Origin of the sequence: Streptomyces sp. NPDC006332 (assembly GCF_040612855.1) — a bacterium.
In the GTDB taxonomy this organism is placed as follows: domain Bacteria; phylum Actinomycetota; class Actinomycetes; order Streptomycetales; family Streptomycetaceae; genus Streptomyces.
Genome location: NZ_JBEXRA010000023.1, coordinates 1 through 23,898, shown reverse-complemented (window position 1 = coordinate 23,898; position 23,898 = coordinate 1). Strand labels below are relative to the sequence as shown.

Annotated in this window: 23 protein-coding genes; 11 read left to right on the top strand and 12 right to left on the bottom strand. The window is 70.9% G+C overall.

Annotation, left to right across the window (positions count from 1 at the left end; translation table 11 throughout):
* Positions 1-182: 182 nt before the first annotated feature.
* A complete protein-coding gene (locus ABZ027_RS21495) occupies positions 183-1,403 on the top strand; it encodes a transposase (RefSeq protein ID WP_356770629.1) in 1,221 nt (406 codons plus the stop codon).
* Between the two features lie 8 nt (positions 1,404-1,411).
* On the opposite strand, the gene ABZ027_RS21490 is transcribed toward ABZ027_RS21495, so the two are convergent.
* The 4 genes from ABZ027_RS21490 to ABZ027_RS21475 form a co-directional block, all read right to left on the bottom strand.
* Entirely contained in the window at positions 1,412-2,101 is a 690-nt protein-coding gene (locus tag ABZ027_RS21490; protein ID WP_356770627.1) for an ABC transporter ATP-binding protein, read from the bottom strand.
* A 183-nt stretch (positions 2,102-2,284) separates the two neighbouring features.
* Positions 2,285-3,751 carry an ABC transporter permease gene (locus ABZ027_RS21485; RefSeq protein ID WP_356770625.1) on the bottom strand — a complete coding sequence of 489 codons (1,467 nt, stop codon included), beginning with the start codon at positions 3,749-3,751 and terminating at the stop codon, positions 2,285-2,287.
* Between the two features lie 136 nt (positions 3,752-3,887).
* Positions 3,888-5,156 (bottom strand): Ig-like domain-containing protein, encoded by a 1,269-nt coding sequence (locus ABZ027_RS21480; RefSeq protein WP_356770623.1) that lies wholly within the window; start codon positions 5,154-5,156, stop codon positions 3,888-3,890.
* Positions 5,157-5,361: 205 nt separating this feature from the next.
* On the bottom strand, positions 5,362-5,700 hold the full coding sequence (locus tag ABZ027_RS21475; protein ID WP_356770621.1) for a hypothetical protein: 339 nt from the start codon (positions 5,698-5,700) through the stop codon (positions 5,362-5,364).
* A 109-nt stretch (positions 5,701-5,809) separates the two neighbouring features.
* On the opposite strand from ABZ027_RS21475, the gene ABZ027_RS21470 reads away from it, so the two are divergent.
* The gene (locus tag ABZ027_RS21470; protein WP_356770619.1) at positions 5,810-6,124 is read left to right on the top strand and encodes an LPXTG cell wall anchor domain-containing protein; all 315 of its coding nucleotides are present in this window, start codon (positions 5,810-5,812) and stop codon (positions 6,122-6,124) included.
* A gap of 44 nt (positions 6,125-6,168) precedes the next feature.
* Complete coding sequence (locus ABZ027_RS21465; RefSeq protein ID WP_356770617.1) at positions 6,169-6,969, top strand: hypothetical protein; 801 nt, start codon at positions 6,169-6,171, stop codon at positions 6,967-6,969.
* A 58-nt stretch (positions 6,970-7,027) separates the two neighbouring features.
* Here the strand turns inward: ABZ027_RS21465 and hutH are convergent, their stop codons facing one another.
* The 3 genes from hutH to ABZ027_RS21450 all read right to left on the bottom strand — a co-directional run bounded on the left by hutH (position 7,028) and on the right by ABZ027_RS21450 (position 10,844).
* The gene (gene hutH, locus ABZ027_RS21460) at positions 7,028-8,566 is read right to left on the bottom strand and encodes a histidine ammonia-lyase (RefSeq protein WP_356770828.1); all 1,539 of its coding nucleotides are present in this window, start codon (positions 8,564-8,566) and stop codon (positions 7,028-7,030) included.
* A 151-nt stretch (positions 8,567-8,717) separates the two neighbouring features.
* Positions 8,718-9,866, bottom strand: coding sequence for a GGDEF domain-containing protein (locus tag ABZ027_RS21455; protein ID WP_356770615.1), 1,149 nt, complete (start codon positions 9,864-9,866; stop codon positions 8,718-8,720).
* Between the two features lie 177 nt (positions 9,867-10,043).
* Complete coding sequence (locus ABZ027_RS21450; protein ID WP_356770613.1) at positions 10,044-10,844, bottom strand: enoyl-CoA hydratase-related protein; 801 nt, start codon at positions 10,842-10,844, stop codon at positions 10,044-10,046.
* A 220-nt stretch (positions 10,845-11,064) separates the two neighbouring features.
* Between ABZ027_RS21450 and ABZ027_RS21445 the strand changes: the two genes are divergently transcribed.
* Positions 11,065-11,826 carry a hypothetical protein gene (locus tag ABZ027_RS21445; RefSeq protein WP_356770611.1) on the top strand — a complete coding sequence of 254 codons (762 nt, stop codon included), beginning with the start codon at positions 11,065-11,067 and terminating at the stop codon, positions 11,824-11,826.
* A 21-nt stretch (positions 11,827-11,847) separates the two neighbouring features.
* On the opposite strand, the gene ABZ027_RS21440 is transcribed toward ABZ027_RS21445, so the two are convergent.
* Positions 11,848-13,011: an adenylate/guanylate cyclase domain-containing protein gene (locus tag ABZ027_RS21440; RefSeq protein ID WP_356770609.1), complete on the bottom strand. Its 1,164-nt coding sequence runs from the start codon at positions 13,009-13,011 to the stop codon at positions 11,848-11,850.
* Between the two features lie 148 nt (positions 13,012-13,159).
* A complete protein-coding gene (locus ABZ027_RS21435; RefSeq protein ID WP_356770607.1) occupies positions 13,160-14,026 on the bottom strand; it encodes a biotin--[acetyl-CoA-carboxylase] ligase in 867 nt (288 codons plus the stop codon).
* Positions 14,027-14,136: 110 nt separating this feature from the next.
* Here ABZ027_RS21435 and ABZ027_RS21430 point away from each other — a divergent pair, with 110 nt between their 5' ends.
* The 4 genes from ABZ027_RS21430 (at position 14,137) to ABZ027_RS21415 (ending at position 16,937) form a co-directional block, all read left to right on the top strand.
* Entirely contained in the window at positions 14,137-15,747 is a 1,611-nt protein-coding gene (locus tag ABZ027_RS21430) for an acyl-CoA carboxylase subunit beta (protein ID WP_356770605.1), read from the top strand.
* A gap of 37 nt (positions 15,748-15,784) precedes the next feature.
* Positions 15,785-15,994, top strand: coding sequence for an acyl-CoA carboxylase epsilon subunit (locus ABZ027_RS21425; RefSeq protein ID WP_356770603.1), 210 nt, complete (start codon positions 15,785-15,787; stop codon positions 15,992-15,994).
* Positions 15,995-16,151: 157 nt separating this feature from the next.
* The gene (locus tag ABZ027_RS21420) at positions 16,152-16,280 is read left to right on the top strand and encodes a hypothetical protein (protein WP_356770601.1); all 129 of its coding nucleotides are present in this window, start codon (positions 16,152-16,154) and stop codon (positions 16,278-16,280) included.
* 36 nt (positions 16,281-16,316) lie between these two features.
* Entirely contained in the window at positions 16,317-16,937 is a 621-nt protein-coding gene (locus ABZ027_RS21415) for a nucleoside triphosphate pyrophosphatase (RefSeq protein WP_356770599.1), read from the top strand.
* Positions 16,938-16,967: 30 nt separating this feature from the next.
* Here the strand turns inward: ABZ027_RS21415 and ABZ027_RS21410 are convergent, their stop codons facing one another.
* A complete protein-coding gene (locus ABZ027_RS21410; RefSeq protein ID WP_356770597.1) occupies positions 16,968-17,462 on the bottom strand; it encodes a hypothetical protein in 495 nt (164 codons plus the stop codon).
* 373 nt (positions 17,463-17,835) lie between these two features.
* On the opposite strand from ABZ027_RS21410, the gene ABZ027_RS21405 reads away from it, so the two are divergent.
* Positions 17,836-19,608 (top strand): biotin carboxylase N-terminal domain-containing protein, encoded by a 1,773-nt coding sequence (locus ABZ027_RS21405; RefSeq protein ID WP_356770595.1) that lies wholly within the window; start codon positions 17,836-17,838, stop codon positions 19,606-19,608.
* A 73-nt stretch (positions 19,609-19,681) separates the two neighbouring features.
* On the opposite strand, the gene ABZ027_RS21400 is transcribed toward ABZ027_RS21405, so the two are convergent.
* Together ABZ027_RS21400 and ABZ027_RS21395 are read right to left on the bottom strand one after the other, a co-directional pair.
* Positions 19,682-20,650: a DeoR/GlpR family DNA-binding transcription regulator gene (locus tag ABZ027_RS21400; protein ID WP_356770593.1), complete on the bottom strand. Its 969-nt coding sequence runs from the start codon at positions 20,648-20,650 to the stop codon at positions 19,682-19,684.
* A gap of 166 nt (positions 20,651-20,816) precedes the next feature.
* Positions 20,817-22,265 carry an NAD(P)H-quinone dehydrogenase gene (locus ABZ027_RS21395; protein ID WP_356770591.1) on the bottom strand — a complete coding sequence of 483 codons (1,449 nt, stop codon included), beginning with the start codon at positions 22,263-22,265 and terminating at the stop codon, positions 20,817-20,819.
* A 108-nt stretch (positions 22,266-22,373) separates the two neighbouring features.
* Here ABZ027_RS21395 and ABZ027_RS21390 point away from each other — a divergent pair, with 108 nt between their 5' ends.
* Complete coding sequence (locus ABZ027_RS21390) at positions 22,374-22,811, top strand: gamma-glutamylcyclotransferase (protein ID WP_356770589.1); 438 nt, start codon at positions 22,374-22,376, stop codon at positions 22,809-22,811.
* A gap of 101 nt (positions 22,812-22,912) precedes the next feature.
* Positions 22,913-23,737 (top strand): purine-nucleoside phosphorylase, encoded by an 825-nt coding sequence (locus ABZ027_RS21385; protein ID WP_356770587.1) that lies wholly within the window; start codon positions 22,913-22,915, stop codon positions 23,735-23,737.
* Positions 23,738-23,898 lie beyond the last annotated feature (161 nt).

The following is a 23,898-nucleotide window of genomic DNA, read 5'->3' as shown; positions in this document are numbered from 1 at the left end:
GGCGCGGAGCACCCGTACCGCTGCCTGTATCGCCGAAGTGATCCGAACGTGTGTCCCTACGATCGCTGGTCGGGGTGGTGGCTGTGGGATCAGGGTGCATGTGTGCGGAGGTCGTTCATATGGTCCTTCGCAAGGGTTCGGGACGGCACCGTATCTGGGCCAGGACACTTTGAGGGGGCGAGATGGCACGCGTGGAGGTGGCTGCGGAGGTCGGGCATGCCCGGTACACGTACCGGCTACGCGTGTCATCCACTGCTCGCACCGCCCTGGAGGCGGAGTGGGACCGGTGCCGCTGGCTGTGGAACGAATGTGTCGCCAAGTCCAGGGCCGCGCATCTGCACAACAAGGCGACTGGTCAGAAGGCCACGTGTGGTCCGGCGCAGCTCGACAGGATGCTGACCGAGGCCCGCGCCCGGACGCCGTGGCTGCGTGAGGGTTCGTCGGTTGTCCAGCAGCAGGTCATCCGTGACTTCGGCCGCTCCCGTGCCAAGGCGCACAAGGACATCCGCGAGCGCCTGCCCATGGCGCGCCGGGCCGGGATGCCCACGTACAAGAAGAAGCGCGAGGCACTGCCGACCCTCAACTACACCCGGCGCGGGTTCCGGTTGAAGGACGGCCGGCTGCACCTGGCCGGGGGCCTCGTCCTGACCGTGGTGTGGTCGCGGGAACTGCCGTCCGAGCCGTCCTCGGTGCGCGTGTACCAGGACAGCCTCGGGCACTGGTACGCCTCGCTCGTCGTGCCCGCCCAAGTCCAGCTCCTGCCGGGGACCGGTCGGGCACTGGGTGTCGACTGGGGCGTGAAGGAGACTGCGACCACCACGTCCGACGCGCACGATCTGCCGTACGTCGGGCATGGCAGGAAGGCCCAGGGGAAGCTGGGTCGGTATGACCGGATGATGGCCTGCCGCAGGCCGAAGAAGGGACAACCGGCGTCGAAGGGCTACCGCGAGGCGAAGAAGCTGCGGGCGAAGGCGTACAAGAAGGTTGCCAGGCAGCGTGAGGACACCGGCCGTAAGTGGGCCAAGAAGGTGGTCCGCGACCACGACGCCGTCGCTGTGGAGGATTTCCGTCCGAAGTTCCTTACCAGGTCCACCATGGCCCGCAAGGCCGCTGACGCCGCCATCGGCGCCACCAAAGCTGCCCTGATCGAGATGGGCCGCAAGCACGGGCGGGACATCCGCCTCGTACACCCCGCGCACACCACGATGGACTGCGCGCACTGCGATGCGAGAGCCAAGCATCGCCTGCCGCTGGGTGAGCGCACCTACACCTGCACTGCATGTGGAGCCGTGTCCCCGCGGGACAAGAACTCCGCACGCGTCATGCTCAACCGGGCTGGTCTCAACCCGGCTGGTGCCGATGGCGGAAGACCTCCTGGAGCGCCGCTCCAAGAGGCAGCCTGAGCCAGGAATCACCTCCCTTCAGGGAGAGGAGGATTCAACGTGATGCGTCCCTTGCGGATCGTGGCCACCCGGGGGGCCTTCCTGGCGATCGCGGAGTCATGGGTGACCATGACGAAGGTCAGCCCGAGCTCCTTCCACATGCGTTCCAGTACGTCCATGATCTCGTCGCGCATCGACTCGTCGAGGTTGCCCGTGGGTTCGTCGGCGAGCAGCACCTTCGGCTGCTTGACCAGCGCGCGGGCGATGGCGACCCGCTGCTGCTGGCCGCCGGACATCTCGCCGGGCAGATGCCCGAGCCGTTCGCCGAGCCCGACCGACCGGAGCGCCTCGGCGGCCTTCTCGCGCCGCTCCTTCGCCTTCACCCCCAGGGGTACGAGGGCGGTCTCGACGTTCTCCTGCGCGGTGAGCGTCGGGATCAGGTTGAAGCTCTGGAAGACGAAGCCGATGTTCTCGCTGCGGACCTTGGTCAGGCGGGTCTCGGAGAGCCTGGCCATGTCGGTGCCGTCGAGGACGACTTCGCCGGAGGTCGGCCGGTCCAGACCGCCGAGCATCTGCAGGAGGGTGGACTTGCCGCCGCCGGTGGGCCCCTGGATGACGAGGCGGTCGCCGTCCGCGATGGTGAGGTCGACTCCGTCGAGGGCGTCGACGGTCTCCTTGCCCCGGGTGTAGCGCTTGGTGACGCTTCTGAGTTCGTACATGGTGGCTCCTGGGAGGGTTCGAGGTGGTGCGCTTCGTCTTTGGCTGCCGGTGAGTGGGGGCTGGTCGCTCCCCCACTCTCGGCTTCGCTCGAGCCGGGGGACCCCCATCGCGGCGGAGCCGCATATCGATACGGCCCAGCGCCCCTCAAGTCGGCAGGCGCTCCGGAGGTGGCCGGGCCTCGGCTACTCCACGCGTCGCAGGGCGTCCGCCGGGCGCAGCCGGGACGCGCGCCAGCCGCCGAACGCGCCCGCGATCAGGCCGCCCGCGACCGCCAGGGCCACCGCGATCGCCACCGTGGTGGCGTTCACCGGTGCGGTCAGGGCCACGTCGAGGGTCTTCTCCGCCGCCCGCCGGCCGGGACCACCGAAGGCGCCGCCTCCGAAGCCGCCCCCGCCCGTGCCGCCCCCGCCGCCCCCGCCCAACTGCGCCTGCAGCGTGGGGCTGATGGCCGTCACCACATACGCGCCCGCCAGGCCCAGCGCGATACCCAGCGCACCGCCCAGCAGCCCGTTGACCATCGCCTCACCGACGACCTGCCGGGTCACCCGGCCGGACTTCCAGCCCAGCGCCTTCAACGTGCCGAACTCCCGCACCCGGCGCGACACCGCCGAGGAGGTCAGCAGCCCGGCCACCAGGAACGCGGCGATCAGCACGGCGATGGAGAGCCACTTGCCCACGCTCGTCGCCAGCGAGGACGCCGTGGACAGCGAGCCGGACACGGTGTCCGCGAGATCCGCCGAGGTCGTCACGGTCGTACCGGAGATGTTCTTCTGGATCTCGGACTTGACGCTGTCGATCCGCTGCGAGTCGGTCGCCTGCACATAGATGGTGGTGACCTTGTTCTTCGAGTCGCTGAGCGTCTGCGCCTGCTGGAGCGGGAGGTAGACGTTCGCGGCGGAGTCCCCGCTGTCGGCGGTGGCGATGCCGATGACCTTGTACTTGACGCCCTTGACGGTGAGCGTGCCACCGACCTTGAGCTTCTTCTCCTTGGCGTAGGCCGAGTCGAGGACGGCGACCTTGGCGTTCGTCTCGCCCGCCGTGAACGTACGCCCGCTGGTGATCTTGGACGAGGTCAGCGGGCCCAGCGCCGGCTTGGTGACGTCGGTGCCGTAGACGGAGTAGCTGTTGACGTCGAAGTCGGCGCCGCCGCCCCGCACCTCGCCCTGCGGCACACCGCCGCCGGCACCCGGCGTCCCGCCCTGCCGTTCGCCGCCCTCGCCGTTCTGCTGGAACTGGCCGCGGGTGAACTGGCCGCTGACCTTGACGACCTGGAGGCTCAGGCCGCCGACCGCGTCCGAGACGCCGCTCTGCCGGCCGACCTTGGTGACGGTGGCCGTCGACAGGGTCTGGAAGCCCTGCACCAGCACGCGGTCGGTGCTCTGCTCGGCACCGGAGTCGTCGTTCTGCGCGTCGAACCGGAAGCGCGGCCGGTCGGAGGCGCTCGCCTGCGGCTGGGCGGCCTTGGTGACCGTCATGTCCGTGCCCAGCCCGTACAGCGACTGGAGGACCTTGTCCTGCGCCTTCCCCATGCCGGACGACACGGAGTTGACGACGATGACCAGCGCGATACCCAGCGCGAGTCCGGAGGCGACGACGAGGGCCGCTTTTCTGCGGCGGCGCAGCTCGCGCCTCAGGTAGGTGAAGAACATGGCCGCAAGTTAGGTACAGCGCGTGATGACTGGATAAGGCGGCGATAAGAGAAGGATGAGAAGGCGTGGGGCGGCCCCGGAAACACCGATGCCGCCCCTGGGGGCGGCATCGGAAAAGCTGTGGACTCCGGGTCGGTCAGACCGCCGAACCGGCCTTCCAGTCGGCCCAGCTCATGTTCCAGCCGTTGAGGCCGTTGTCCGGGGCGACGGTCTTGTCGCCGGTGTTCTGGACGACCACGACGTCACCGAGGATCGAGTTGTTGTACATCCAGGCGGCGGGCGTGTTCGGGTCGTTGGCACCCTTGGTGTCCGACAGACCCACACAACCGTGGCTGGTGTTGACGCTGCCGAAGATGGACTTGGCGCCCCAGTAGTTGCCGTGCAGGAAGGTGCCGGAGCTGGTCAGCCGGATGGCGTGCGGCACGTCCTTGATGTCGTACTCGCCCTTGCCGTCGTCGTCGGTGAAGCCCACGGTCGCGCCGTTCATGCGCGTCTCCTTGAACTTCTCGGACATCACCATGATGCCTTCGTACGTCTTGTTGTCCGGCGAACCGGCCGAGATCGGGATGGTCTTGATGGTCTCGCCGTTGTGCGTGATCTTCATCTGCTTGGACTTGGCGTCGACGTACGAGACCTGGTTGCGGCCGATCTTGAAGGTGACCGTCTTCTGCTGGACGCCGTAGACACCGGAGGCACCCTCGACGCCGTCGAGCGCGAGCTTCAGCGTGACGGTGGAGTTCTCCTTCCAGTACTCGTCGGGCCGGCAGTCCATGCGCTGGGTGTTGAACCAGTGGCAGACGACTTCCTGGCCGCTGGTGGTGGAGACGGTGATGCCCTTCTGGACGGCCGCCTTGTTGGTGATCGCCTTGTCGAAGTTGATCGACACGGGCATACCGACGCCGACGGTGGAGCCGTCGTCCGGGGTGAAGGTGCCGATGAAGCTGTTCTTCGGGGACACCGTGGTGAAGGAGGCGTTCTCGTGGGCGACCCGCCCGTCGGAGTCCTTCGCCTCCGCCGTCAGCTTGTAGGTGGTGGACCGCTCCAGCTGGACGCTGGGCTTCCAGCTCGTCTTGTCCGCAGATATCTGGCCACTGACCTCGGTGCCCTCGGAGGTCGTCATCGCCACGTCGGTGAGCGTGCCCTTGCTCACCTTGACGGCCGCGGAGTTGTTGATGGACGCGTTGTCCGAGCCGTCCTTGGGCGTGATGGTGATCTGGGCCTCGGAGGTCTTCTTGGCCGCCGCCTCGTCGACCTTGGACTGCGAACTGTCGCTGCCGCCGTCGCTCCCCGAGGCGTCGTCGCCGCCACTGGAACACGCCGAGAGCACGAGCACTCCGCCGAGCAGCGCGGAGGCCACCGTCAGGCCCCTGCGCCGCTTGCTGACCGTCATCACACGCTTCTCCATCGCTGCCGAATCCCCTGAACCCCGAGAGTCCCCGTCAATCAAACTTCAACGCTACGACCGGTTCGTCCCGTTCCACATTCCTCGCAGGTGTGGGGCACGCCACGTCTGCCGTGACAGCTGGTGCGGGTGTCGGTCCGTGCGCCCCGTGAGACGAGAAAACCCCGGACGGCGGTTGCCGCCCGGAGCCATATTTCCCCAAGCGCGCTCAGGCTGTCGCCTCCGCGTCCTCGTCGCCATCATCCTCGTCGAGGTCCCAGTCCGGCGAATCGGGGTCGTAGTCGATCTCCTCGCTGGACCAGGAGGCCTGCGCGAGTTCCACCCCCGGCACCTCCTTGACCAGGTCGAACGGGTCCACGAGATAGGCGAGGGCCTCCGCGGTGTCCTCCGTCACAGCGCTTTCGGCGTGCGCCCGCTCCTCGGCCGGCATGTCGGGGTCGGCCGAGATCCGCCCCAGCGCGGCCCCGGTGACCGCGCCGGCGTCACCGACTTCGAGGACAAGTTCCACCTGAAGGCGTACAAACCGTGATGTCTCTGCAGTGCTCATGCCCGGAGAGTACGACTCAATCCTCCCGTGACTTTCCTGTGACCCGCGACTTTCACTAACATCGCTCCACACGGCCAATTCGCCAGCACCACAAGGGGATCGATATTCCGTGTCATCCGTTCGCCGTCCGTTGCTGACCGCCACCGCCGCGGGGACCCTGCTGGGTGCCCTCTGGTTCGTCCCGTCCGCGAACGCGACAGACGACCTCCCGGCCAGAACGGAGCCTTCGGCCACCCCGAGCTCCCAGGTCACCACCCAGGCGCGAGCGGCCACCGAGGCCTCGTCGACAGCCGTCGAGGGCGCCCGGCTCGCCGACACCGGCAGCTTCGACACCACGCCCTACGTCATCGGGGGCACGGCCTCCCTCGCCCTGGGCGCCGGGTTCGTGGTGTATTCGGTACGTCGGGAACGCCTCGACCTTTGACGGTGGCTTGACGTGTTCTTGACGATGCCTTCATAGTCCGCCCCATGAAGAGATCATCGAGGGCGCGCTTAGGCGCCACAGCGGCCGTGTGCGCGCTGTCCATCGCCCTCATCACCGGTTGCGGCGGGAGTTCGGACGACTCGGACGCCTCCGAGAGCTCGAACAAGCCCTCCTCCTCGCCCGCGAAGACCACGAAGACGCTCACCTCGGCCGAACTGAAGAAGCTGATCGTCACGAAGGCCGACCTCGACGGCTACGACGTCGACTCCGCCGACACCGGGGACCGGTTCGCCGAGTCCAAGGACGAGGTGACGGTGGCGGACGCCAAGTGCGAGCCGATCGCGTACGTACTCACCGGGTTCGCGCCGGGTGAGGAGAGCGCGTTCGTCAGCCGGATGGCCAGCCCCGCGGCCCAAGTGATCACGAGCAAGCCGGAAGAGGGCTCCACCGACCCGCTCGAGGACGCGCTGGGCGCCACGATGACCATCGTCTCCCTCTCCTCCTACGAGGGCGACGGCGCCGAGCGGACCATGAGGGCCCTCGGCGAAGCCGTCGCCGGCTGCACGGGCGGCTTCACCGCGTCGGCAAAGGGCCAGGACACCGAGAAGTTCACCAAGGTCGACACGGAGAAGTCCGTCGCGACCAGTGGCGAGTCGATGGCGTTCGCGGTGACCGGCGCGACCGAGGGCGGCGGCGAGCCGACCGTGCACGCGGAGGTGGTGCGCCACGGCTCCACCATCGCCACGTACTACTCGATCAACCTGGCCGCTCTGGGCGGCGGCAAACAGACGAAGTACAGCGTCCCCGCCGCGATCGTGAAGGCCCAGGCGGCCAAGCTCGCGTGACCCGCCGGGGCCCCGTCGCAGGTACGACGGGGCCCCGCACGTCCTGTCGCCCTCCCGCCTACCGCAGCGGTCCGGTGACCGTCTCCGCCGCGGCGACCAGCCGCCCGTCCCGTACGAAGGCGTCCACCGCGGCCAGGTCGGGCGCCAGGAACCGGTCGGGGCCGGGACCTTGCACCCCCGCCTTCCGTACGGCGTCGATGACCGCCCGGGAGGCGGGCGCCGGGGCCAGTCCCTCGCGCAGCTCCACGGCGCGGGTGGCGGCGTACAGCTCCACGGCGACGACCCGGGTGAGGTTGTCGACGGCGGTGCGCAGCTTGCGGGCGGCCGACCAGCCCATGGAGACGTGGTCCTCCTGCATAGCGGAGGACGGGATCGAGTCCGCCGACGCCGGTACGGCCAGCCGCTTCAGCTCGCTGACCAGCGCGGCCTGCGTGTACTGGGCGATCATCAGCCCGGAGTCCACGCCCGGGTCGTCGGCGAGGAACGGCGGCAGACCGTGGCTGCGGTTCTTGTCGAGCAGCCGGTCGGTACGGCGCTCGGCGATGGAGGCGAGGTCGGCGGCCGCGATGGCGAGGAAGTCGAGGACGTAGGCCACCGGGGCGCCGTGGAAGTTGCCGTTGGACTCCACCCTGCCGTCGGGCAGGACCACGGGGTTGTCCACCGCCGACGCCAGCTCACGCTCGGCGACCAGGCGGGCGTGGGCCATGGTGTCCCGTCCGGCGCCGGCGACCTGCGGGGCGCAGCGCACGGAGTAGGCGTCCTGGACGCGGGGGGCGTCGTCCTGGTGGTGGCCGGTGAGCTGCGAACCCTCCAGCACGGCCAGCATGTTGGCGGCGGCGGCGGCCTGTCCGGGGTGCGGGCGGATGGCGTGCAGCTCGGGGGCGAGGACCTTGTCGGTGCCGAGCAGGGCCTCCAGCGACAGCGCCGCGGTGATGTCGGCGGACTTGTAGAGCGTGTCCAGGTCGGCGAGGGCCATGACCAGCATGCCGAGCATGCCGTCGGTGCCGTTGAGGAGGGCGAGGCCCTCCTTCTCGCGCAGTTCGACGGGCGCGATGCCGTGCTCGGCGAGCAGCTCACCGGCGGGGCGCACGACCCCGTCCGGGCCCTCGGCGTCCCCTTCACCCAGCAGGGTCAGGGCGCAGTGGGACAGCGGGGCCAGGTCGCCGGAGCAGCCGAGGGAGCCGTACTCGTGGACGACCGGGGTGATGCCGGCGTTGAGGACGTCGGCCATGGTCTGTGCGACCTCGGGGCGGACGCCGGTGTGTCCGGAGCAGACGGTCTTCAGCCGCAGGAACATCAGAGCGCGCACGACCTCGCGTTCGACCCGCGGCCCCATCCCGGCGGCGTGCGAGCGGACGATGTTGCGCTGCAGCTGGGCCCGCAGGTCCTGGCTGATGTGCCGGGTCGCCAGCGCGCCGAAGCCGGTGCTCACGCCGTAGACGGGGTCGGGCTTGGCCGCGAGCTGGTCCACGATCCCGCGAGCGGCGGCGAGGGCAAGCACCGCCTCCTCGGAGAGCTCGATCCGGGCATCGGCTCGCGCCACGGCGAGAACGTCGGACGCGGTCACCCCGGACGTCCCCACCACCACAGTGTGCATATCCATATTCAGGAGCGTACGCAGTGAATTCGACGATGTCACCAGTGGAGGCTGGGTTCACCCCTTACCGATGCGTCACACCCGCCGACGACACCCCCCACGCCGACGGACCCCGGAGAGCCGCGTCAGGGACCCGCTGAGGACAATCGCGTCAGGGCCGCCCCCGGAACCGGCGGCGTTCGACGGTCCGCTCGGCGGCGGGGGGCTCGTCGGCCAGCCGTACGACCGGATCGTCGGCGCCCCCGCGCCCGGCGACCACCGGCCGGGTGGCCCGGTCCGCCTTGGCCCGGTACTGGGCCGCGTCGGCGAGCCTGAACAGCCTGCGGGCGGACAGCACGGGCCCGATGGGGTCCTCGGTGGACGCGACCCCGCAGGCCACCCCCTCGCCCAGCTCCAACTCGGCGGCCCGGCGGCAGAGTTCCCTGGCGGCCATGACCACCTCGTCGGCGGGTGACCCGACCGCGAGCAGACAGAACTCGTCGCCGCCCAGACGCGCGGCGAGGGCCCCGGGCAGCATGGCGCCGCACAGCGACAGCACGGACCCGAAGCGTTCGAGGAGCCGATCCCCGACGGCGTGCCCGCGGGTGTCGTTGACGCGCTTGAGCCCGTTCAGATCACAGACGACGAGACTGACGACGATCCCTTCCGTACGGTGCCGCTCCACCGCCTCCTCCAGCCGGACGTCGACCGCGCGGCGGTTGGCGAGGCCGGTGAGGGCGTCGGTGAACGCCAGTCGCCGCACCTCCTCCAGCCGCTCGGTCTGGGCGATACCCGCGGCGACCACGGCGGCCAGGACGGTGGCGAAGTCCGCGTCGCCGCGGTCGAAGACGGGAGCGCCGACCGGGCGGGCCACATACAGCTCCCCCCACGCCAGCCCGTGCAGCACGATCGGCGCCACGACACAGCAGCCGCGCCCCCGGTGGCGCAGGGCGGCGACGCGCTGATGGACGTAACCGGGCCGGCGCCCGGCGGCGGGCCCCTCGGCGGTCTCCACCCAGGCGTGGGGCTCACCGCCCCCCGCCCACCGCTCGTGCAGGAACTCGGTGATCTCGGCGAACTGGTGCACCGGATAGGCCTCGCTCTCCGGGAACTCCTCCTCCCCCGCGGCCCGCTCCCCGACGTTCACCAGCACCCGCAGCCGTCCGAGCTCCCGCTCCCACACCGACAGCGCGGCGAAACTCCCGCCGAGCGCGCGGCGCCCCCCGTTCGCGGCGGCCCGCCACACCTCCCGCGAGCTGTGCGCGGCGGCCATGCCCTGCGCCAACGCGACGACACCCGCGAGCCGACTGTCCTCACCCATCACTCCAGGCTAAGGAGGTTCGGGACGAACAGGACAGTTGATGCGGCGGTGGGGTGAGCGGGGCGCGGCGGGCATCGCGGGGGTGAACCCACGCTCCCCGGCCACCGCGACTCCGCCGCTCGTCGCCGTAGGGGCGGCCCCCCTTGCGCTCCTCGTCGCCGCGGGGGCGGTCGCCCGTCACTCCCCCGGCCACTCCGGCTTGCGCTTCTCGTTGAACGCCGCCACGCCCTCGGCCCGGTCCCCCGAGAACGCCACCGAGCGCCATGCCGCGTCCTCCACCTCCAGCCCGGCCCGAAGATCCAGCCCGTGCCCCAGCCGCAGCGCCCGCTTCGCCGCCCGCAGCCCCACCGGGGAGTTCGCCGCGATCCGCGCCGCCGTCGCCAGCGCTTCCTCCCGGTCCCGCCCCGCCTCCACCAACTGGTCCACCAGCCCCAACGCGTGCGCCTCCTCGGCCTCCACCCGCCGGGCCGTGAAGATCAACTCGGCCGCCCGGGCGGCCCCCACCCGCCGCGGCAGCAGCTGGGTGCCGCCGCCGCCCGGGATGACCCCGACCGACACCTCCGGCAGCCCCACCACGGCCGTGCGGTCCGCCACGATCAGGTCGCAGGCCAGGGCCATCTCGAAGCCGCCGCCCAGCGCGAACCCGTGCACCGCCGCGATCACCGGCACCGGCAGCTGGAGGACGCCGGTGTACGCGCCCCGGGTCACCGGTCGCTGCCGTACCAGATCGGCGTCGGAGAAGGAGTTGCGCTCCTTGAGGTCGGCGCCGACGCAGAACGCACGCTCATGGGTCGAGGTCAGCACGACCACACGTACGTCCCGGTCCTCGGCCAGCGCCGTACAGGCCGCCGTGAGGGACCGGGCCATCCCGGTCGAGACCGCGTTCATGGCCTTGGGCCGGTCCAGGGCCAGCTCCGCGACATGCCCCTGCTCGTGCCGCCGCACCAGCACGAACTCCCCGAACCGTTCCTCGCTCATGACACCCTCCCGGTTAACGACGGTTAACATCCCGTGTCCCGATCATCGCAGCCCGGCCCCCCGGGGGAAAGAGCGGGCGCGGCAGCAGGCTCCCGCGACCCGGCCCGACACCCCGTTCGAGTGAACATCCCTGCCAATCCCCACCGCACCGCCCACAGGAGCGCATAACGTGCGTCCGCCACTGCGCACCGGGGGCGTGAGCGCATGGGGAGGGATCGGGATGACGACGACGTACCGGCCGGCCGAGCCGAAAAGCACCGCGCCACGGGCGGCGACCGCACCACATGCGGCCACCGGGCCTCCCGAGGCGTACGGCACCGACGACCACACCCGCACCGGTACGGGTACGGACGCCGGCCCCGGACCCCGGCTCTGGGCGCCCCGGGGCCGTCACCGCAGGCCCCGCCCCCGCAAGGTGCTGCTAGTCGCGGGAGGTATGGCGCTGGCTGCCGGTGTGCTGAGTCTCGTACGAATGACGCCCGAGTCGGGGGTCGCCGGTCTCGGCACCGCGGAGGCCGAACCCCGCCCGGACACCCCGGCCGGCGACACCGGCACCGGTACGGACCGGGCGACCACGGCCGCCGCAACCGTCTTCCCCGAGGCCAGTCCTTCGGCGACCGTCGCCCTGGGCGGGGCGAGCGCGAACCCGTTACGGGCGGCGCCCACGTCGTCCACGTCGTCCACGTCGTCCACGACCACCGCACCACCGCCGACACCCGCGCCGAGCACCACGACCATCCCAGGCAGCACCAGCATCCCGGACGCCCCGAACCCGACCGGACCCCCGGCACCCGCCGACACTCCCCGGCCGTCGGCCCCCGTCGACACCACCACCCCTCGACCGGCCCGGACACCGTCCCTGAAACCGGCCCCGAGCCGCACCCCGGCGCCCCAGCAGTCCGGGCAGGGGCAGGAGCGGCCCCACCGGCCGGGCGTGTGCGTGCCGATCATCGGCGTGTGCGTCGACCCACTGAACCCCTGAGACAGCGGCGCCCCCGCACGCTCAGGGCGTCGTCCCGTCCCGGCGCGTGAGCAGCCACGGCTCGACCACGCCGAGCCCTCGCACCGGCCGCTGCCACATCGGCTGCAGAGCGAAGCGGTACGTCGGCGGCTCCTCGCCCTCCTTCTCGGCGGTCGCCGCGGCCTCGGCCGCCTCCGCCTCCGAGGCCGGGGCCTCAGCGGTACGGATCAGCTCCTCCGCGAGGGCGCTGTCGACGAGAACGGCGTCACGCGGAGCTATCGACGTCAACCGGGAGGCGAGGTTCACCGTCGTACCGAAGACATCGCCCATTCGGGTGGTCACGGTGCCGAAGGCGATGCCGACCCGCAGCTCGGGCATGGTCTCGTCGTTCGCCATGGTCTCGATCAGGCGCAGCGCGATCTCGGCGGCCACGCCCGCGTCGTCGGCGGCGTACAGCACCTCGTCACCGAGCGTCTTGATGAGCCGTCCGCCGTTCGCCGCGACCAGGTCGGCGGCGGTGGTCTCGAAGGCCTCGACGAGTTCGCCGAGCTCCTCCTCCTCCATCCGCCGGGTCAGCCGCGTGAACCCGACGAGGTCGGCGAAGCCGACGGCGAGACGCCGGTCGACCATCTCCTCGTCGTCGGCGGCCTGGACGACCCGCCCGGCCGAGGCGGCGAGCTGCCGGCGCCAGACGTAGACGAGGAACTCCTCCAGCTCGGGCAGGAGCAGCTCGACGATGGGGTACGTCACCTCGGTGCGCGTCATCCCCGGCTCGGGCGGCTCGGTCAGCCCCTCCAGGAAGGAGTCCATCTGCCACTCGGCGAGCCGGGCCGTGGTCTGGCCGGTGGACCGGGCCACCTGCACGGCCATCGCCTCGCTCAGCAGTCCGGCCTCGACCAGACCGGCGAGCCGGCGCAGCGCCAGCACGTCCGCCTCGGTGAGCGCCTTGGCCTGGCCGATGTCGGCGAAGCCCATCGCCCGCCAGAAGCGCGAGGCCAGCTCCATGGAGACACCCGCGCTTCGGGCCGCCTGGAAGGGGGTGTAGCGCCGCTCGGCGCCCAGGATCAGGTGTTCGAGGCGCAGGGCGAGCGGGTCCCCACCGGGGTCGGAGGCGTCGGGGTCTACCCCCTCGAACGGCGTCGCGTGCGGGGGAGGGTCCACCGGGCCGTCCGCGTCCGCGCCGGAGCCCGTGTCGTCGACGGTCACGCCTGTTGCCCTTCCGATCTGCCACGGTCAGGTATCGACCGGCCTTCACTTTACGGTAGGTGTGCCGCAGCTCACTCCGTCAGGTCGGATGACGGTTCACACGGCCGTCCGGTACCTGGCCGGACGGGCCGTATGTCCTGAGAACCCCTTACGCCGGCCGCAGGTGCACGATGTCTCCCGCCCCCACCGGCTGCTGCACGCCCTCCCCGGTCGCGATCACGAGTCTGCCGTCCCCGTCGACCGCGACCGCCTCGCCCACGATCGACCGGTCCCCCGGCAGCTGGGCCCGTACCGTCCGGCCGAGCGTCGCGCAGCCCGCCGCGTAGGCCTCCTGCAAGCCGCTGAGGCCCGGGTCCCCGCCCGCCTCCCGCCACTTCCCGTACCACTGCTCCAGGGAACGGAGCACGCCCCGCAGCAGTGGATCCCGGTCCGTGCTCACCGCGTCGGCCAGCAGCAGGGACCCGGCCTGCGGCACCGGCAGTTCCTCCGCGCGCAGGGTGACGTTGATGCCGACGCCGACGACGACCCCGTCGTCCGCGGCCCGCTCCGCGAGGATCCCGCCGGCCTTGCGTTCCTCACCGCCCACGGTGACCAGCAGGTCGTTCGGCCACTTCAGGGCCGTGTCCACCCCGGCCGCCCGCGCCAGCCCGGTCGCCACCGCCACCCCGGTCAGCAGCGGCAGCCAGCCCCAGCGGGCCACCGGCACCTCACTCGGCCTCAGCAGCACGGAGAAGAACAGGCCCGAGCGGGCCGGTGCCGTCCACTGCCGGTCGAGGCGACCCCGCCCGGCCGACTGCTCCTCGGCGACCAGGACCGCGCCCTCGCTCGCCTCGCCCGCCGCCGCCCGGGCCACCAGGTCGGAGTTGGTGGAGCCGGTCCGCTCCACCACGTCCACCGACGACCAGAGCCCGCCCTCCCGCACCAGCCCGCGCCGCAGCGCGGCACCGTTGAGGGGCGGCCGGTCCAGGTCCGCCCACCGGCTGTCGTTCGCGTCAGAACCATCTCGCGGCGTCATGCAACCCACCCTAGGTGTGGGAAACGCCGCACTGCCGAACGAGAGGCACCCCACTACTCTACGGATGAGTAACCGTCCCCCCTTCTGAGCAGGCAGGGAGCGCCATCCCGATGTCCGAGCCGGCAGAGCGTCAAGAGATCCCAGGGATCGACATCCACACCACCGCGGGCAAGCTCGCGGATCTCCAGCGCCGTATCGAGGAAGCGACGCACGCCGGCTCCGCACGCGCCGTCGAGAAACAGCACGCCAAGGGCAAGTTGACCGCTCGCGAGCGGATCGACCTGCTGCTCGACGAGGGGTCGTTCGTCGAACTCGACGAGTTCGCCCGGCACCGCTCCACCAACTTCGGCCTGGACGCCAACCGCCCGTACGGGGACGGCGTCGTCACCGGGTACGGCACCGTCGACGGCCGTCCGGTCGCCGTGTTCTCCCAGGACTTCACCGTCTTCGGCGGCGCGCTCGGCGAGGTCTACGGCCAGAAGATCGTCAAGGTGATGGACTTCGCGCTGAAGACCGGTTGTCCGGTCATCGGCATCAACGACTCCGGCGGTGCCCGCATCCAGGAAGGCGTGGCCTCGCTCGGCGCGTACGGCGAGATCTTCCGCCGCAACACCCACGCGAGCGGTGTGATCCCGCAGATCAGCCTGGTCGTCGGGCCCTGCGCCGGCGGAGCCGTGTACTCCCCCGCCATCACCGACTTCACGGTCATGGTCGACCAGACCTCGCACATGTTCATCACCGGCCCGGACGTCATCAAGACGGTCACCGGCGAGGACGTCGGGATGGAGGAGCTCGGCGGCGCCCGTACCCACAACTCCACCTCCGGCGTGGCCCACCACATGGCCGGGGACGAGAAGGACGCCGTCGACTACATCAAGCAACTGCTGTCGTACCTGCCGTCCAACAACCTCTCCGAGGCCCCGGCCTTCCCGGAGGAGGCGGACCTCACCGTCACCGACGAGGACCGCGAGCTGGACGCGATCGTCCCGGACAGCGCGAACCAGCCGTACGACATGCACACGGTGATCGAGCACGTCCTGGACGACACCGAGTTCTTCGAGACCCAGCCGCTGTACGCGCCGAACATCATCACCGGGTACGGGCGGGTCGAGGGCCACCCGGTCGGCATCGTCGCCAACCAGCCGATGCAGTTCGCCGGGTGCCTCGACATCAAGGCCAGCGAGAAGGCGGCCCGATTCGTGCGGACCTGCGACGCCTTCAACATCCCGGTGATCACCTTCGTGGACGTGCCCGGCTTCCTGCCCGGTGTCGACCAGGAGCACGACGGCATCATCCGGCGCGGCGCCAAGCTCATCTACGCCTACGCCGAGGCCACCGTCCCGCTCATCACCGTCATCACCCGCAAGGCCTTCGGCGGCGCCTACGACGTCATGGGCTCCAAGCACCTGGGCGCCGACCTCAACCTGGCCTGGCCCACCGCCCAGATCGCCGTGATGGGCGCCCAGGGCGCGGTCAACATCCTGCACCGCCGCACGATCGCCGAGGCGGCCACCGCGGGCGACCCGGAGGCGACCCGGGCCCAGCTCATCCAGGAGTACGAGGACGCCCTCCTCAACCCCTACATCGCCGCCGAGCGTGGTTACGTCGACGCCGTCATCATGCCGTCGGACACCCGCCGGCACGTCGTACGGGGCCTGCGTCAGCTGCGTACCAAACGCGAGTCGCTGCCGCCCAAGAAGCACGGCAACATCCCCCTCTAGGACCTTCCAGGACCTTCCAGGACGACAGGGAGCCGTCATGAACATCAAGGTCGTACGGGGCAACCCGACCCCCGAGGAGCTGGCCGCCGCCCTGGCGGTGGTCCGAGCCCGCGCCGCGGCGGCGGCCTCGGTGCCGCCGCGCGCGGCGCGGGACAGGGACTCCTGGTCGGACCCGGCCAGGATCGCGTCCCACCGCCTGCCCCAGCCGGGGTCGACGTCCTGGGCCCGCACCTACTGGCCGGGCTGAGCGAGACGTCCCCCGGGGGCGCACGTTCGCAGGGGCGCGCGGGGCCGTGACCGGCGCACGGCCCCACCCGCCCGCCGCCGATTCACCACCACCGCGGGTACCAACTTGAGTACGCGTACTCAGGCGCCCTGCGAGCGGGCACCGCACGCTGGTAACCATGCTGTGGTCCGACCCCGAGAACGAACCGCCCAAGGAACTGCGTGACACGCAGGCCATGCTCCGGCGGCTGGGCGTTCTCGTGGCACTGGCCATGGTGCTGGCGATGATCGTCATCGGACTGCGGTGAGACCCCGGCCCGCCGGGCCGCCGATACGCTGACCGCATGAATGCTCAGCCACGCCGCCGACTTGTGCTCGCCTCCCAGTCCCCCGCCCGGCTCGGACTGCTGCGTCAGGCCGGACTCGACCCCGAGGTGATCGTCAGCGGTGTCGACGAGGACGCCGTCACCGCGCCGACCCCCGCCGAACTGGCGCTCGCCCTGGCCGAGGCGAAGGCCTCCGTGGTCGCGGCGAAGCCCGAGGTACGGGGCGCCCTGGTGATCGGCTGCGACTCGGTGCTCGACCTGGACGGTCAGGCGCTCGGCAAACCGGCGGACGCCGAGGAGGCCACCGCCCGCTGGAAGGCGATGCGCGGACGCGCCGGGACCCTCCAGACGGGCCACTGCGTCTACGACACGAGCAGCGGCCGCCATGTCTCCGCCACCGCCTCCACCGTCGTCCGCTTCGGCGAGCCGACCGACGACGAGGTCGCCGCTTACGTCGCCTCGGGCGAACCGCTGTACGTCGCCGGGGCGTTCACCCTGGACGGCCGCTCGGCCCCGTTCATCGACGGCATCGAGGGCGACCACGGCAACGTGATCGGCCTCAGCCTGCCGCTCGTCCGCCGGCTGCTGGCCGAACTGGGCGTCGGAATCACGCAGCTGTGGGCGCCGCCGGAGAAGTGACCGGCGCCGCGAGGCGGGTGGCGGGCGTACTCAGTACGTGCTGGGCGCCGGGGGCGGGGGGATCGGGGAGCCCCCGTCGCCCTTGGCCCCGTTCGGGGTACCGCCCGCGGGCGGCGTGTCGGCGGGCGCGCCGGGGCTGTCGTACGTCATCAGCAGCAGCACGACCAGGCCCAGCATCAGGACCATGAACAGGAACTCGGGCCAGCCCATCAGTCCCCACGCGAACGCGCCGAGCAGCCCGTGCACCACCGCCACGCTGATCAGCAGGACGCGTCCGAGGCCGGCGGGCGCACGGTCACGCACGGCCACCAGCAGCGCGACCAGGCCGCAGAAGGCGAAGTAGAGACCGAAGACGATCCCGCCGATCTTCGACGAGGTGGACATCGTGTCGGGGTCGAGACCGGCCAGGGACATGTCCTGCCGGTCGACGACGATCCCGAGAAACCAGTTCAGCGCGGCGACACCGAGCGCCTCCACGAAGAGCACGACCGCCACGACCCACGCCACCGGCCTGCGCACCACCACCGGTCCACCCACCTTCGACTGCGACCCGAGCACGGCTGCTGTGGCCTGAAGTACGTTCGAGACAGCATGAACGCTACTAACCGGTAAACGTGGGGACAAGAGTCCGGCGGCGGGCAAAGAACCATTGGGCCATTCGTAGGGACTCCACAAAGAAACGTAGTGGGCCGCAGCACGCCACCACAGAGACCTTGACCACATGGGAGGGCTAGGGTTTCCCGGAGGAGTCCCGCGTACCAAGGTGTGACAAGGGATTTCGTCGGTCGAGCAAGCCTCGTATAACGCTCCGTGTGGGCAAGCTCACCAAAGGGGACGGGTCGAAGTGTCGTGTTGGCTGTCCCTAAACTCGGCTTGTTTCAAGGAGGGAGCCTCAATCGTGCGCAAGGTGCTCATCGCCAACCGTGGCGAAATCGCTGTCCGCGTGGCCCGGGCCTGCCGGGATGCCGGTATCGCGAGCGTGGCCGTATACGCCGACCCGGACCGGGACGCTCTGCATGTCCGCGCTGCGGATGAGGCGTTCGCCCTGGGCGGTGACACTCCCGCGACCAGCTACCTCGACATCGAGAAGGTGCTGAACGCCGCGCGCGAGTCCGGCGCCGACGCCATCCACCCCGGATACGGCTTCCTCTCGGAGAACGCCGAGTTCGCGCAGGCGGTCCTGGACGCGGACCTGATCTGGATCGGCCCGCCGCCGCAGGCCATCCGTGACCTCGGTGACAAGGTCGCCGCCCGGCACATCGCCCACCGGGCCGGCGCGCCCCTGGTCGCCGGTACGCCCGACCCGGTGTCCGGTTCCGAGGAGGTCGTCGCCTTCGCTCAGGAGCACGGCCTGCCCATCGCGATCAAGGCCGCCTTCGGCGGTGGCGGCCGCGGTCTGAAGGTCGCCCGGACGCTGGAAGAAGTCCCCGAGCTCTACGACTCGGCCGTCCGCGAGGCGGTCGCCGCCTTCGGCCGGGGCGAGTGCTTCGTCGAGCGCTACCTGGACAAGCCCCGGCACGTGGAGACCCAGTGCCTGGCCGACCAGCACGGCAACGTGGTCGTCGTCTCCACCCGTGACTGCTCCCTCCAGCGTCGCCACCAGAAGCTGGTCGAGGAGGCCCCGGCGCCGTTCCTCTCCGAGGCGCAGGTCGCCGAGCTGTACTCCTCCTCGAAGGCGATCCTGAAGGAGGCCGGCTACGTCGGCGCCGGCACCGTCGAGTTCCTGGTCGGCCTCGACGGCACGATCTCCTTCCTGGAGGTCAACACCCGCCTCCAGGTGGAGCACCCGGTCACCGAGGAGGTCGCCGGCATCGACCTGGTGCGCGAGATGTTCCGTATCGCGGACGGCGAGGAGCTGGGCTACGGCGATCCCGAGCTGCGCGGCCACTCCTTCGAGTTCCGCATCAACGGCGAGGACCCGGGCCGCAACTTCCTGCCCGCCCCCGGCACCGTCACCAAGTTCGAGGGGCCCTCCGGTCCCGGCGTGCGCCTGGACGCCGGCGTCGAGTCCGGCTCGGTCATCGGCCCGGCCTGGGACTCCCTGCTCGCCAAGCTGATCGTCACCGGCGCCACCCGCGCGCAGGCCCTTCAGCGTGCCGCCCGCGCCCTGGAGGAGTTCCAGGTCGAGGGCATGGCCACCGCCATCCCGTTCCACCGAGCGGTCGTCAAGGACCCGGCATTCGCCCCCGAACTGACCGGCTCCACCGACCCCTTCACGGTCCACACCCGCTGGATCGAGACCGAGTTCGTCAACGAGATCAAGCCCTTCGCCGCTCCCGCCGACGCGGACACGGACGAGGAGCCGGGCCGCGAGACGGTCGTCGTCGAGGTCGGGGGCAAGCGCCTCGAGGTCTCCCTGCCGGTCTCGCTCGGCATGTCGCTGGCCCGCACCGGCCTCGCCGCGGGTGCCAAGCCCAAGCGCCGCGCGGCCAAGAAGTCCGGCCCCGCGGCCTCCGGCGACACCCTCGCCTCCCCGATGCAGGGCACCATCGTCAAGGTCGCCGTCGAGGAGGGCCAGGAGGTCCAGGAGGGCGACCTGATCGTCGTCCTCGAAGCAATGAAGATGGAACAGCCGCTGAACGCGCACAAGTCCGGCACCATCAAGGGCCTGTCCGCGGACGTCGGCGCGTCCCTCACGTCCGGCGCGCCCATCTGCGAGATCAAGGACTGACACCAACCGAATCGACGCGCCCGGCGGACTGATTTCCCCAGTCCGCCGGGCGCGTTCGTGTGCGACCGCCCCGTCAGCGGCGGCGGAGGTCCGCCACCCGAGCCCGTTCCGCGCCGGGGGCCTGCTCCCCAAGAGCCGTGGCCGAACCCGCCGTACGCAACCCCGGTCCGCCGGGAACCTGACCGCGGCGCGGGCCCGGGACCGGCACGTCCCGACGCTGCCCGCGGCGCGCCGGGACCTGATCACCCCCCGGGTTCTCCGACGCCCCGGTCACGGCGATCTGCACCCCCTGGTCGGCGAGGGCCTGGAGCTCGGTGGCCGCACGGTCGTCGTGGGCGGGCGGTTCGTCCGTGACGAGGCGGGTGATGAAATCGGTCGGCACGGTCTGGAACATGGTGTCGGTGCCGAGCTTGGTGTGGTCGGCGAGGACGACGACCTCGGCGGCGGCCTGCACCAGCGCCCGGTCCACGGACGCCGACAGCATGTTGGACGTGGACAGCCCACGCTCGGCGGTCAGCCCGCTCCCGGACAGGAAGGCCCGGGAGACTCTGAGTCCCTGCAGGGACTGCTCGGCCCCGCTGCCGACGAGGGCGTAGTTGGAGCCACGCAGGGTGCCGCCGGTCATCACGACTTCCACCCGGTTGGCATGGGCCAACGCCTGGGCCACCAGGAGTGAGTTGGTGACGACGGTCAGCCCGGGCACCCGCGCGAGCCGACGGGCCAGCTCCTGCGTGGTGGTACCCGCCCCGACCACGATGGCCTCGCCCTCTTCGACGAAGCTCGCGGCGAGATCGGCGATGGCCGTCTTCTCGGCGGTCGCGAGATGAGATTTCTGCGGAAAACCGGACTCCCGCGTGAACCCGCCCGGTAATACCGCACCGCCATGCCGGCGGTCGAGGAGTCCTTCTGCCTCCAGTGCGCGCACGTCCCGCCGTACGGTCACTTCGGAGGTCTGGACGACGCGGGCGAGTTCACGGAGCGACACGGCCCCGTTCGCTCGCACCATTTCGAGGATCAATTGGCGACGTTCTGCAGCGAACACGAAACTGACAGTAACCCCAACGACCGTCTGGTTTCAGCAGTTTGCGCCGGATAACCGAAGTTGTTCGTACAGCAGGACCGCAAGTGGTATAGGGCCCATTCCTCCCGACTATGCCGCACGCATGCTCGACAACTCGCTGTGACCAGCGAGGAATCGCTTTCGGCCGTCAGCCTCCGTCGTCCGCCTTACGGGTGTGCAACTGGCGGGCGACCTCGGCGATCGAGCCCGACAGGGAGGGATAGACAGTGAACGCGTTCGCGATCTGCTCGACGGTCAGATTGTTGTCGACGGCGAGCGAGATGGGATGGATCAGTTCCGAGGCGCGGGGCGCCACGACGACACCGCCCACCACGATCCCGGTCCCGGGGCGGCAGAAGATCTTGACGAAGCCGTCCCGGATGCCCTGCATCTTCGCCCGCGGGTTGCGCAGCAGGGGCAGCTTCACGACCCGGGCGTCGATCTTCCCGCCGTCGACGTCGGCCTGGCTGTAGCCGACGGTGGCGATCTCGGGGTCGGTGAAGACGTTGGACGAGACGGTCTTCAGGTTCAGCGGGGCCACCGCGTCGCCCAGGAAGTGGTACATGGCGATACGCCCCTGCATGGCCGCCACCGAGGCGAGCGCGAACACCCCGGTCACGTCACCGGCCGCGTACACCCCCGGCGCCGTGGTCCGGGAGACCTTGTCGGTCCAGATGTGACCGGACTCCCGCAGCCTGACCCCGGCCTCCTCCAGCCCCATCCCGGCACTGTTCGGAATGGCGCCGACGGCCATCAGACAGTGCGAGCCGCTGATCACCCGGCCGTCCGCCAGCGTGACCTCGACCCGGTCCCCCACCCGCTTCGCGGACTGGGCCCGGGAGCGCGCCATGACGTTCATGCCCCGGCGCCGGAAGACGTCCTCCAGCACGGCCGCGGCGTCCGGGTCCTCACCCGGCAGCACCCGGTCCCGCGACGACACCAGCGTGACCTTCGACCCGAGCGCCTGGTAGGCCCCGGCGAACTCGGCACCGGTCACACCGGAGCCGACCACTATGAGCTCTTCGGGCAGCTCGGTCAGGTCGTACACCTGGGTCCAGTTCAGGATCCGCTCACCGTCGGGCTGGGCGTCGGGCAGCTCGCGGGGATGACCCCCGGTGGCGATGAGCACCGCGTCCGCGGCGAGCGTCTCCTCGCTCCCGTCCGCGGCCCGCACGATCACCTTCCGCGACCCGTCGAGGGCCTGCATGCCCTCCAGCCGCCCGCGCCCCCGCAGCACCCGGGCGCCGGCCCGGGTCACGGACGCGGTGATGTCGTGCGACTGAGCCAGCGCGAGCCGCTTCACACGCCGGTTGACCTTCCCCAGATCGACCCCCACCACCCGAGCGGCCTGCTCCATGGGCGGGGTGTCGTCGGCGACGATGATGCCCAGTTCCTCGTACGACGAGTCGAAGGTGGTCATCACCTCGGCCGTGGCGATCAGGGTCTTCGACGGCACGCAGTCCGTGAGGACCGACGCCCCGCCCAGACCGTCGCAGTCGACGACGGTCACCTCCGCGCCGAGCTGAGCGGCCACCAGGGCCGCTTCGTATCCGCCGGGTCCGCCACCGATGATCACGATCCGAGTCACATACCCCATTGTCCCGCACGCCCCACCGCACCACCGCCCCGGGGCCCCACCCAAGATGAGCACCGCAACGCACGAGACGGCTGAGGCGCCCGATCCCCCCTGCCGTACCCTCGACCCATGTCGCTCTACGCCGCGTACGCCAGCAACCTCGACGCGCGGCTCATGACGCGCCGTGCCCCGCACTCCCCGCTGCGCGCGACGGGCTGGCTGAACGACTGGCGACTGACCTTCGGCGGCGAGCACATGGGCTGGGAGGGCGCGCTGGCGACGATCGTGGAGGCCCCCGGCGCCCAGGTCTTCGTCGCGCTGTACGACCTCGCGCCCCTCGACGAGGACTCCATGGACCGCTGGGAGGGCGTGGGCCTGGACATCTACCGCCGGATGCGGATGCGCGTGCACACCCTGGAGGGCGAGGAACCCGCCTGGGTCTACGTCCTCAACGGCTACGAGGGCGGCCTTCCCTCGGCCCGCTACCTAGGGGAGATCGCCGACGCCGCCGAGTCCGCAGGCGCCCCCCACGACTACGTGATGGAGCTGCGCAAGCGCCCCTGCTGACGGCCGCCCCCCGCTGGAATCGGAAACGACAAGGCAACGATCGCCCTCCCACAGACCCACTCATCTACGCGCGTAGGCCCAGACCGGCTACTCTCAGGCGCGTGAACGCATCTCTTCTTCCGGACGACATCCAGGGCGACCCGCACGCCGCCGCCGACGCCGCCGCCGCGCGCCTGCGCGCACTGACCGGCGCCGAGACCCACGACGTCGCCCTCGTGATGGGCTCCGGCTGGGCACCGGCCGTGGACGCCCTCGGTGCTCCCGATGCCGAGTTCCTGGTCACCGAGCTGCCCGGATTCCCGCCCCCGGCGGTGGAGGGCCACGGAGGCAAGATCCGCTCGTACACCATCGGCGACAAGCGCGCCTTGGTCTTCCTGGGCCGCACGCACTACTACGAGGGCCGAGGCGTGGCCGCCGTGGCGCACGGAGTCCGCACGGCCGCCGCCGCCGGAAGCAAGACGATCATCCTGACCAACGGCTGCGGCGGCCTCCGCGAGGGCATGCGCCCCGGCCAGCCGGTCCTGATCAGCGACCACATCAACCTGACGGCCACCAGCCCCATCGTCGGCGCCAACTTCGTCGACCTCACCGACCTCTACTCCCCCCGCCTGCGCGCCCTGTGCAAGGAGGTCGACCCGACGCTGGAGGAGGGCGTCTACGCCCAGTTCCCCGGCCCGCACTACGAGACCCCGGCCGAGATCCGCATGGCCCGCGTCATCGGCGCGGACCTGGTGGGCATGTCGACGGTCCTGGAGGCCATCGCCGCACGCGAGGCGGGCGCCGAGGTACTGGGCATCTCCCTGGTGACCAACCTCGCCGCAGGCATGACAGGCGAACCCCTCAACCACGAGGAGGTCCTCCAGGCCGGCCGAGACAGCGCAACCCGCATGGGCTCCCTGCTGGCCCAGCTACTGAACCGCCTGTAAGGCCCCCCGCGTACGGGCAGCCGCACCCGCCCACGGCACGCAGGGAGCGGATCGCCGCACCCGCGCACGGCGCGAAGGGGACGGGTCGGGGGTGTCCGCCCGCAGCGGTTGTCGCGTCAACACCGCCAAGTCGGTGAGAAACCGATTCCGCGACGTTCCGA

Bases quoted from the DNA above. Each gene is read 5' to 3' on its own strand.
- ABZ027_RS21425 (WP_356770603.1), top strand. From the start codon at position 15,785: ATGAACATCAAGGTCGTACGGGGCAACCCGACCCCCGAGGAGCTGGCC.
- ABZ027_RS21450 (WP_356770613.1), bottom strand. From the start codon at position 10,844: ATGAGCGAGGAACGGTTCGGGGAGTTCGTGCTGGTGCGGCGGCACGAG.
- ABZ027_RS21390 (WP_356770589.1), top strand. From the start codon at position 22,374: ATGTCGCTCTACGCCGCGTACGCCAGCAACCTCGACGCGCGGCTCATG.
- ABZ027_RS21475 (WP_356770621.1), bottom strand. From the start codon at position 5,700: ATGAGCACTGCAGAGACATCACGGTTTGTACGCCTTCAGGTGGAACTT.
- ABZ027_RS21435 (WP_356770607.1), bottom strand. From the start codon at position 14,026: ATGACGCCGCGAGATGGTTCTGACGCGAACGACAGCCGGTGGGCGGAC.
- hutH (WP_356770828.1), bottom strand. From the start codon at position 8,566: ATGCACACTGTGGTGGTGGGGACGTCCGGGGTGACCGCGTCCGACGTT.
- ABZ027_RS21495 (WP_356770629.1), top strand. From the start codon at position 183: ATGGCACGCGTGGAGGTGGCTGCGGAGGTCGGGCATGCCCGGTACACG.
- ABZ027_RS21430 (WP_356770605.1), top strand. From the start codon at position 14,137: ATGTCCGAGCCGGCAGAGCGTCAAGAGATCCCAGGGATCGACATCCAC.
- ABZ027_RS21490 (WP_356770627.1), bottom strand. From the start codon at position 2,101: ATGTACGAACTCAGAAGCGTCACCAAGCGCTACACCCGGGGCAAGGAG.
- ABZ027_RS21415 (WP_356770599.1), top strand. From the start codon at position 16,317: ATGAATGCTCAGCCACGCCGCCGACTTGTGCTCGCCTCCCAGTCCCCC.
- ABZ027_RS21465 (WP_356770617.1), top strand. From the start codon at position 6,169: ATGAAGAGATCATCGAGGGCGCGCTTAGGCGCCACAGCGGCCGTGTGC.
- ABZ027_RS21445 (WP_356770611.1), top strand. From the start codon at position 11,065: ATGACGACGACGTACCGGCCGGCCGAGCCGAAAAGCACCGCGCCACGG.
- ABZ027_RS21485 (WP_356770625.1), bottom strand. From the start codon at position 3,751: ATGTTCTTCACCTACCTGAGGCGCGAGCTGCGCCGCCGCAGAAAAGCG.
- ABZ027_RS21480 (WP_356770623.1), bottom strand. From the start codon at position 5,156: ATGGAGAAGCGTGTGATGACGGTCAGCAAGCGGCGCAGGGGCCTGACG.
- ABZ027_RS21455 (WP_356770615.1), bottom strand. From the start codon at position 9,866: ATGGGTGAGGACAGTCGGCTCGCGGGTGTCGTCGCGTTGGCGCAGGGC.
- ABZ027_RS21420 (WP_356770601.1), top strand. From the start codon at position 16,152: ATGCTGTGGTCCGACCCCGAGAACGAACCGCCCAAGGAACTGCGTGAC.
- ABZ027_RS21395 (WP_356770591.1), bottom strand. From the start codon at position 22,265: ATGGGGTATGTGACTCGGATCGTGATCATCGGTGGCGGACCCGGCGGA.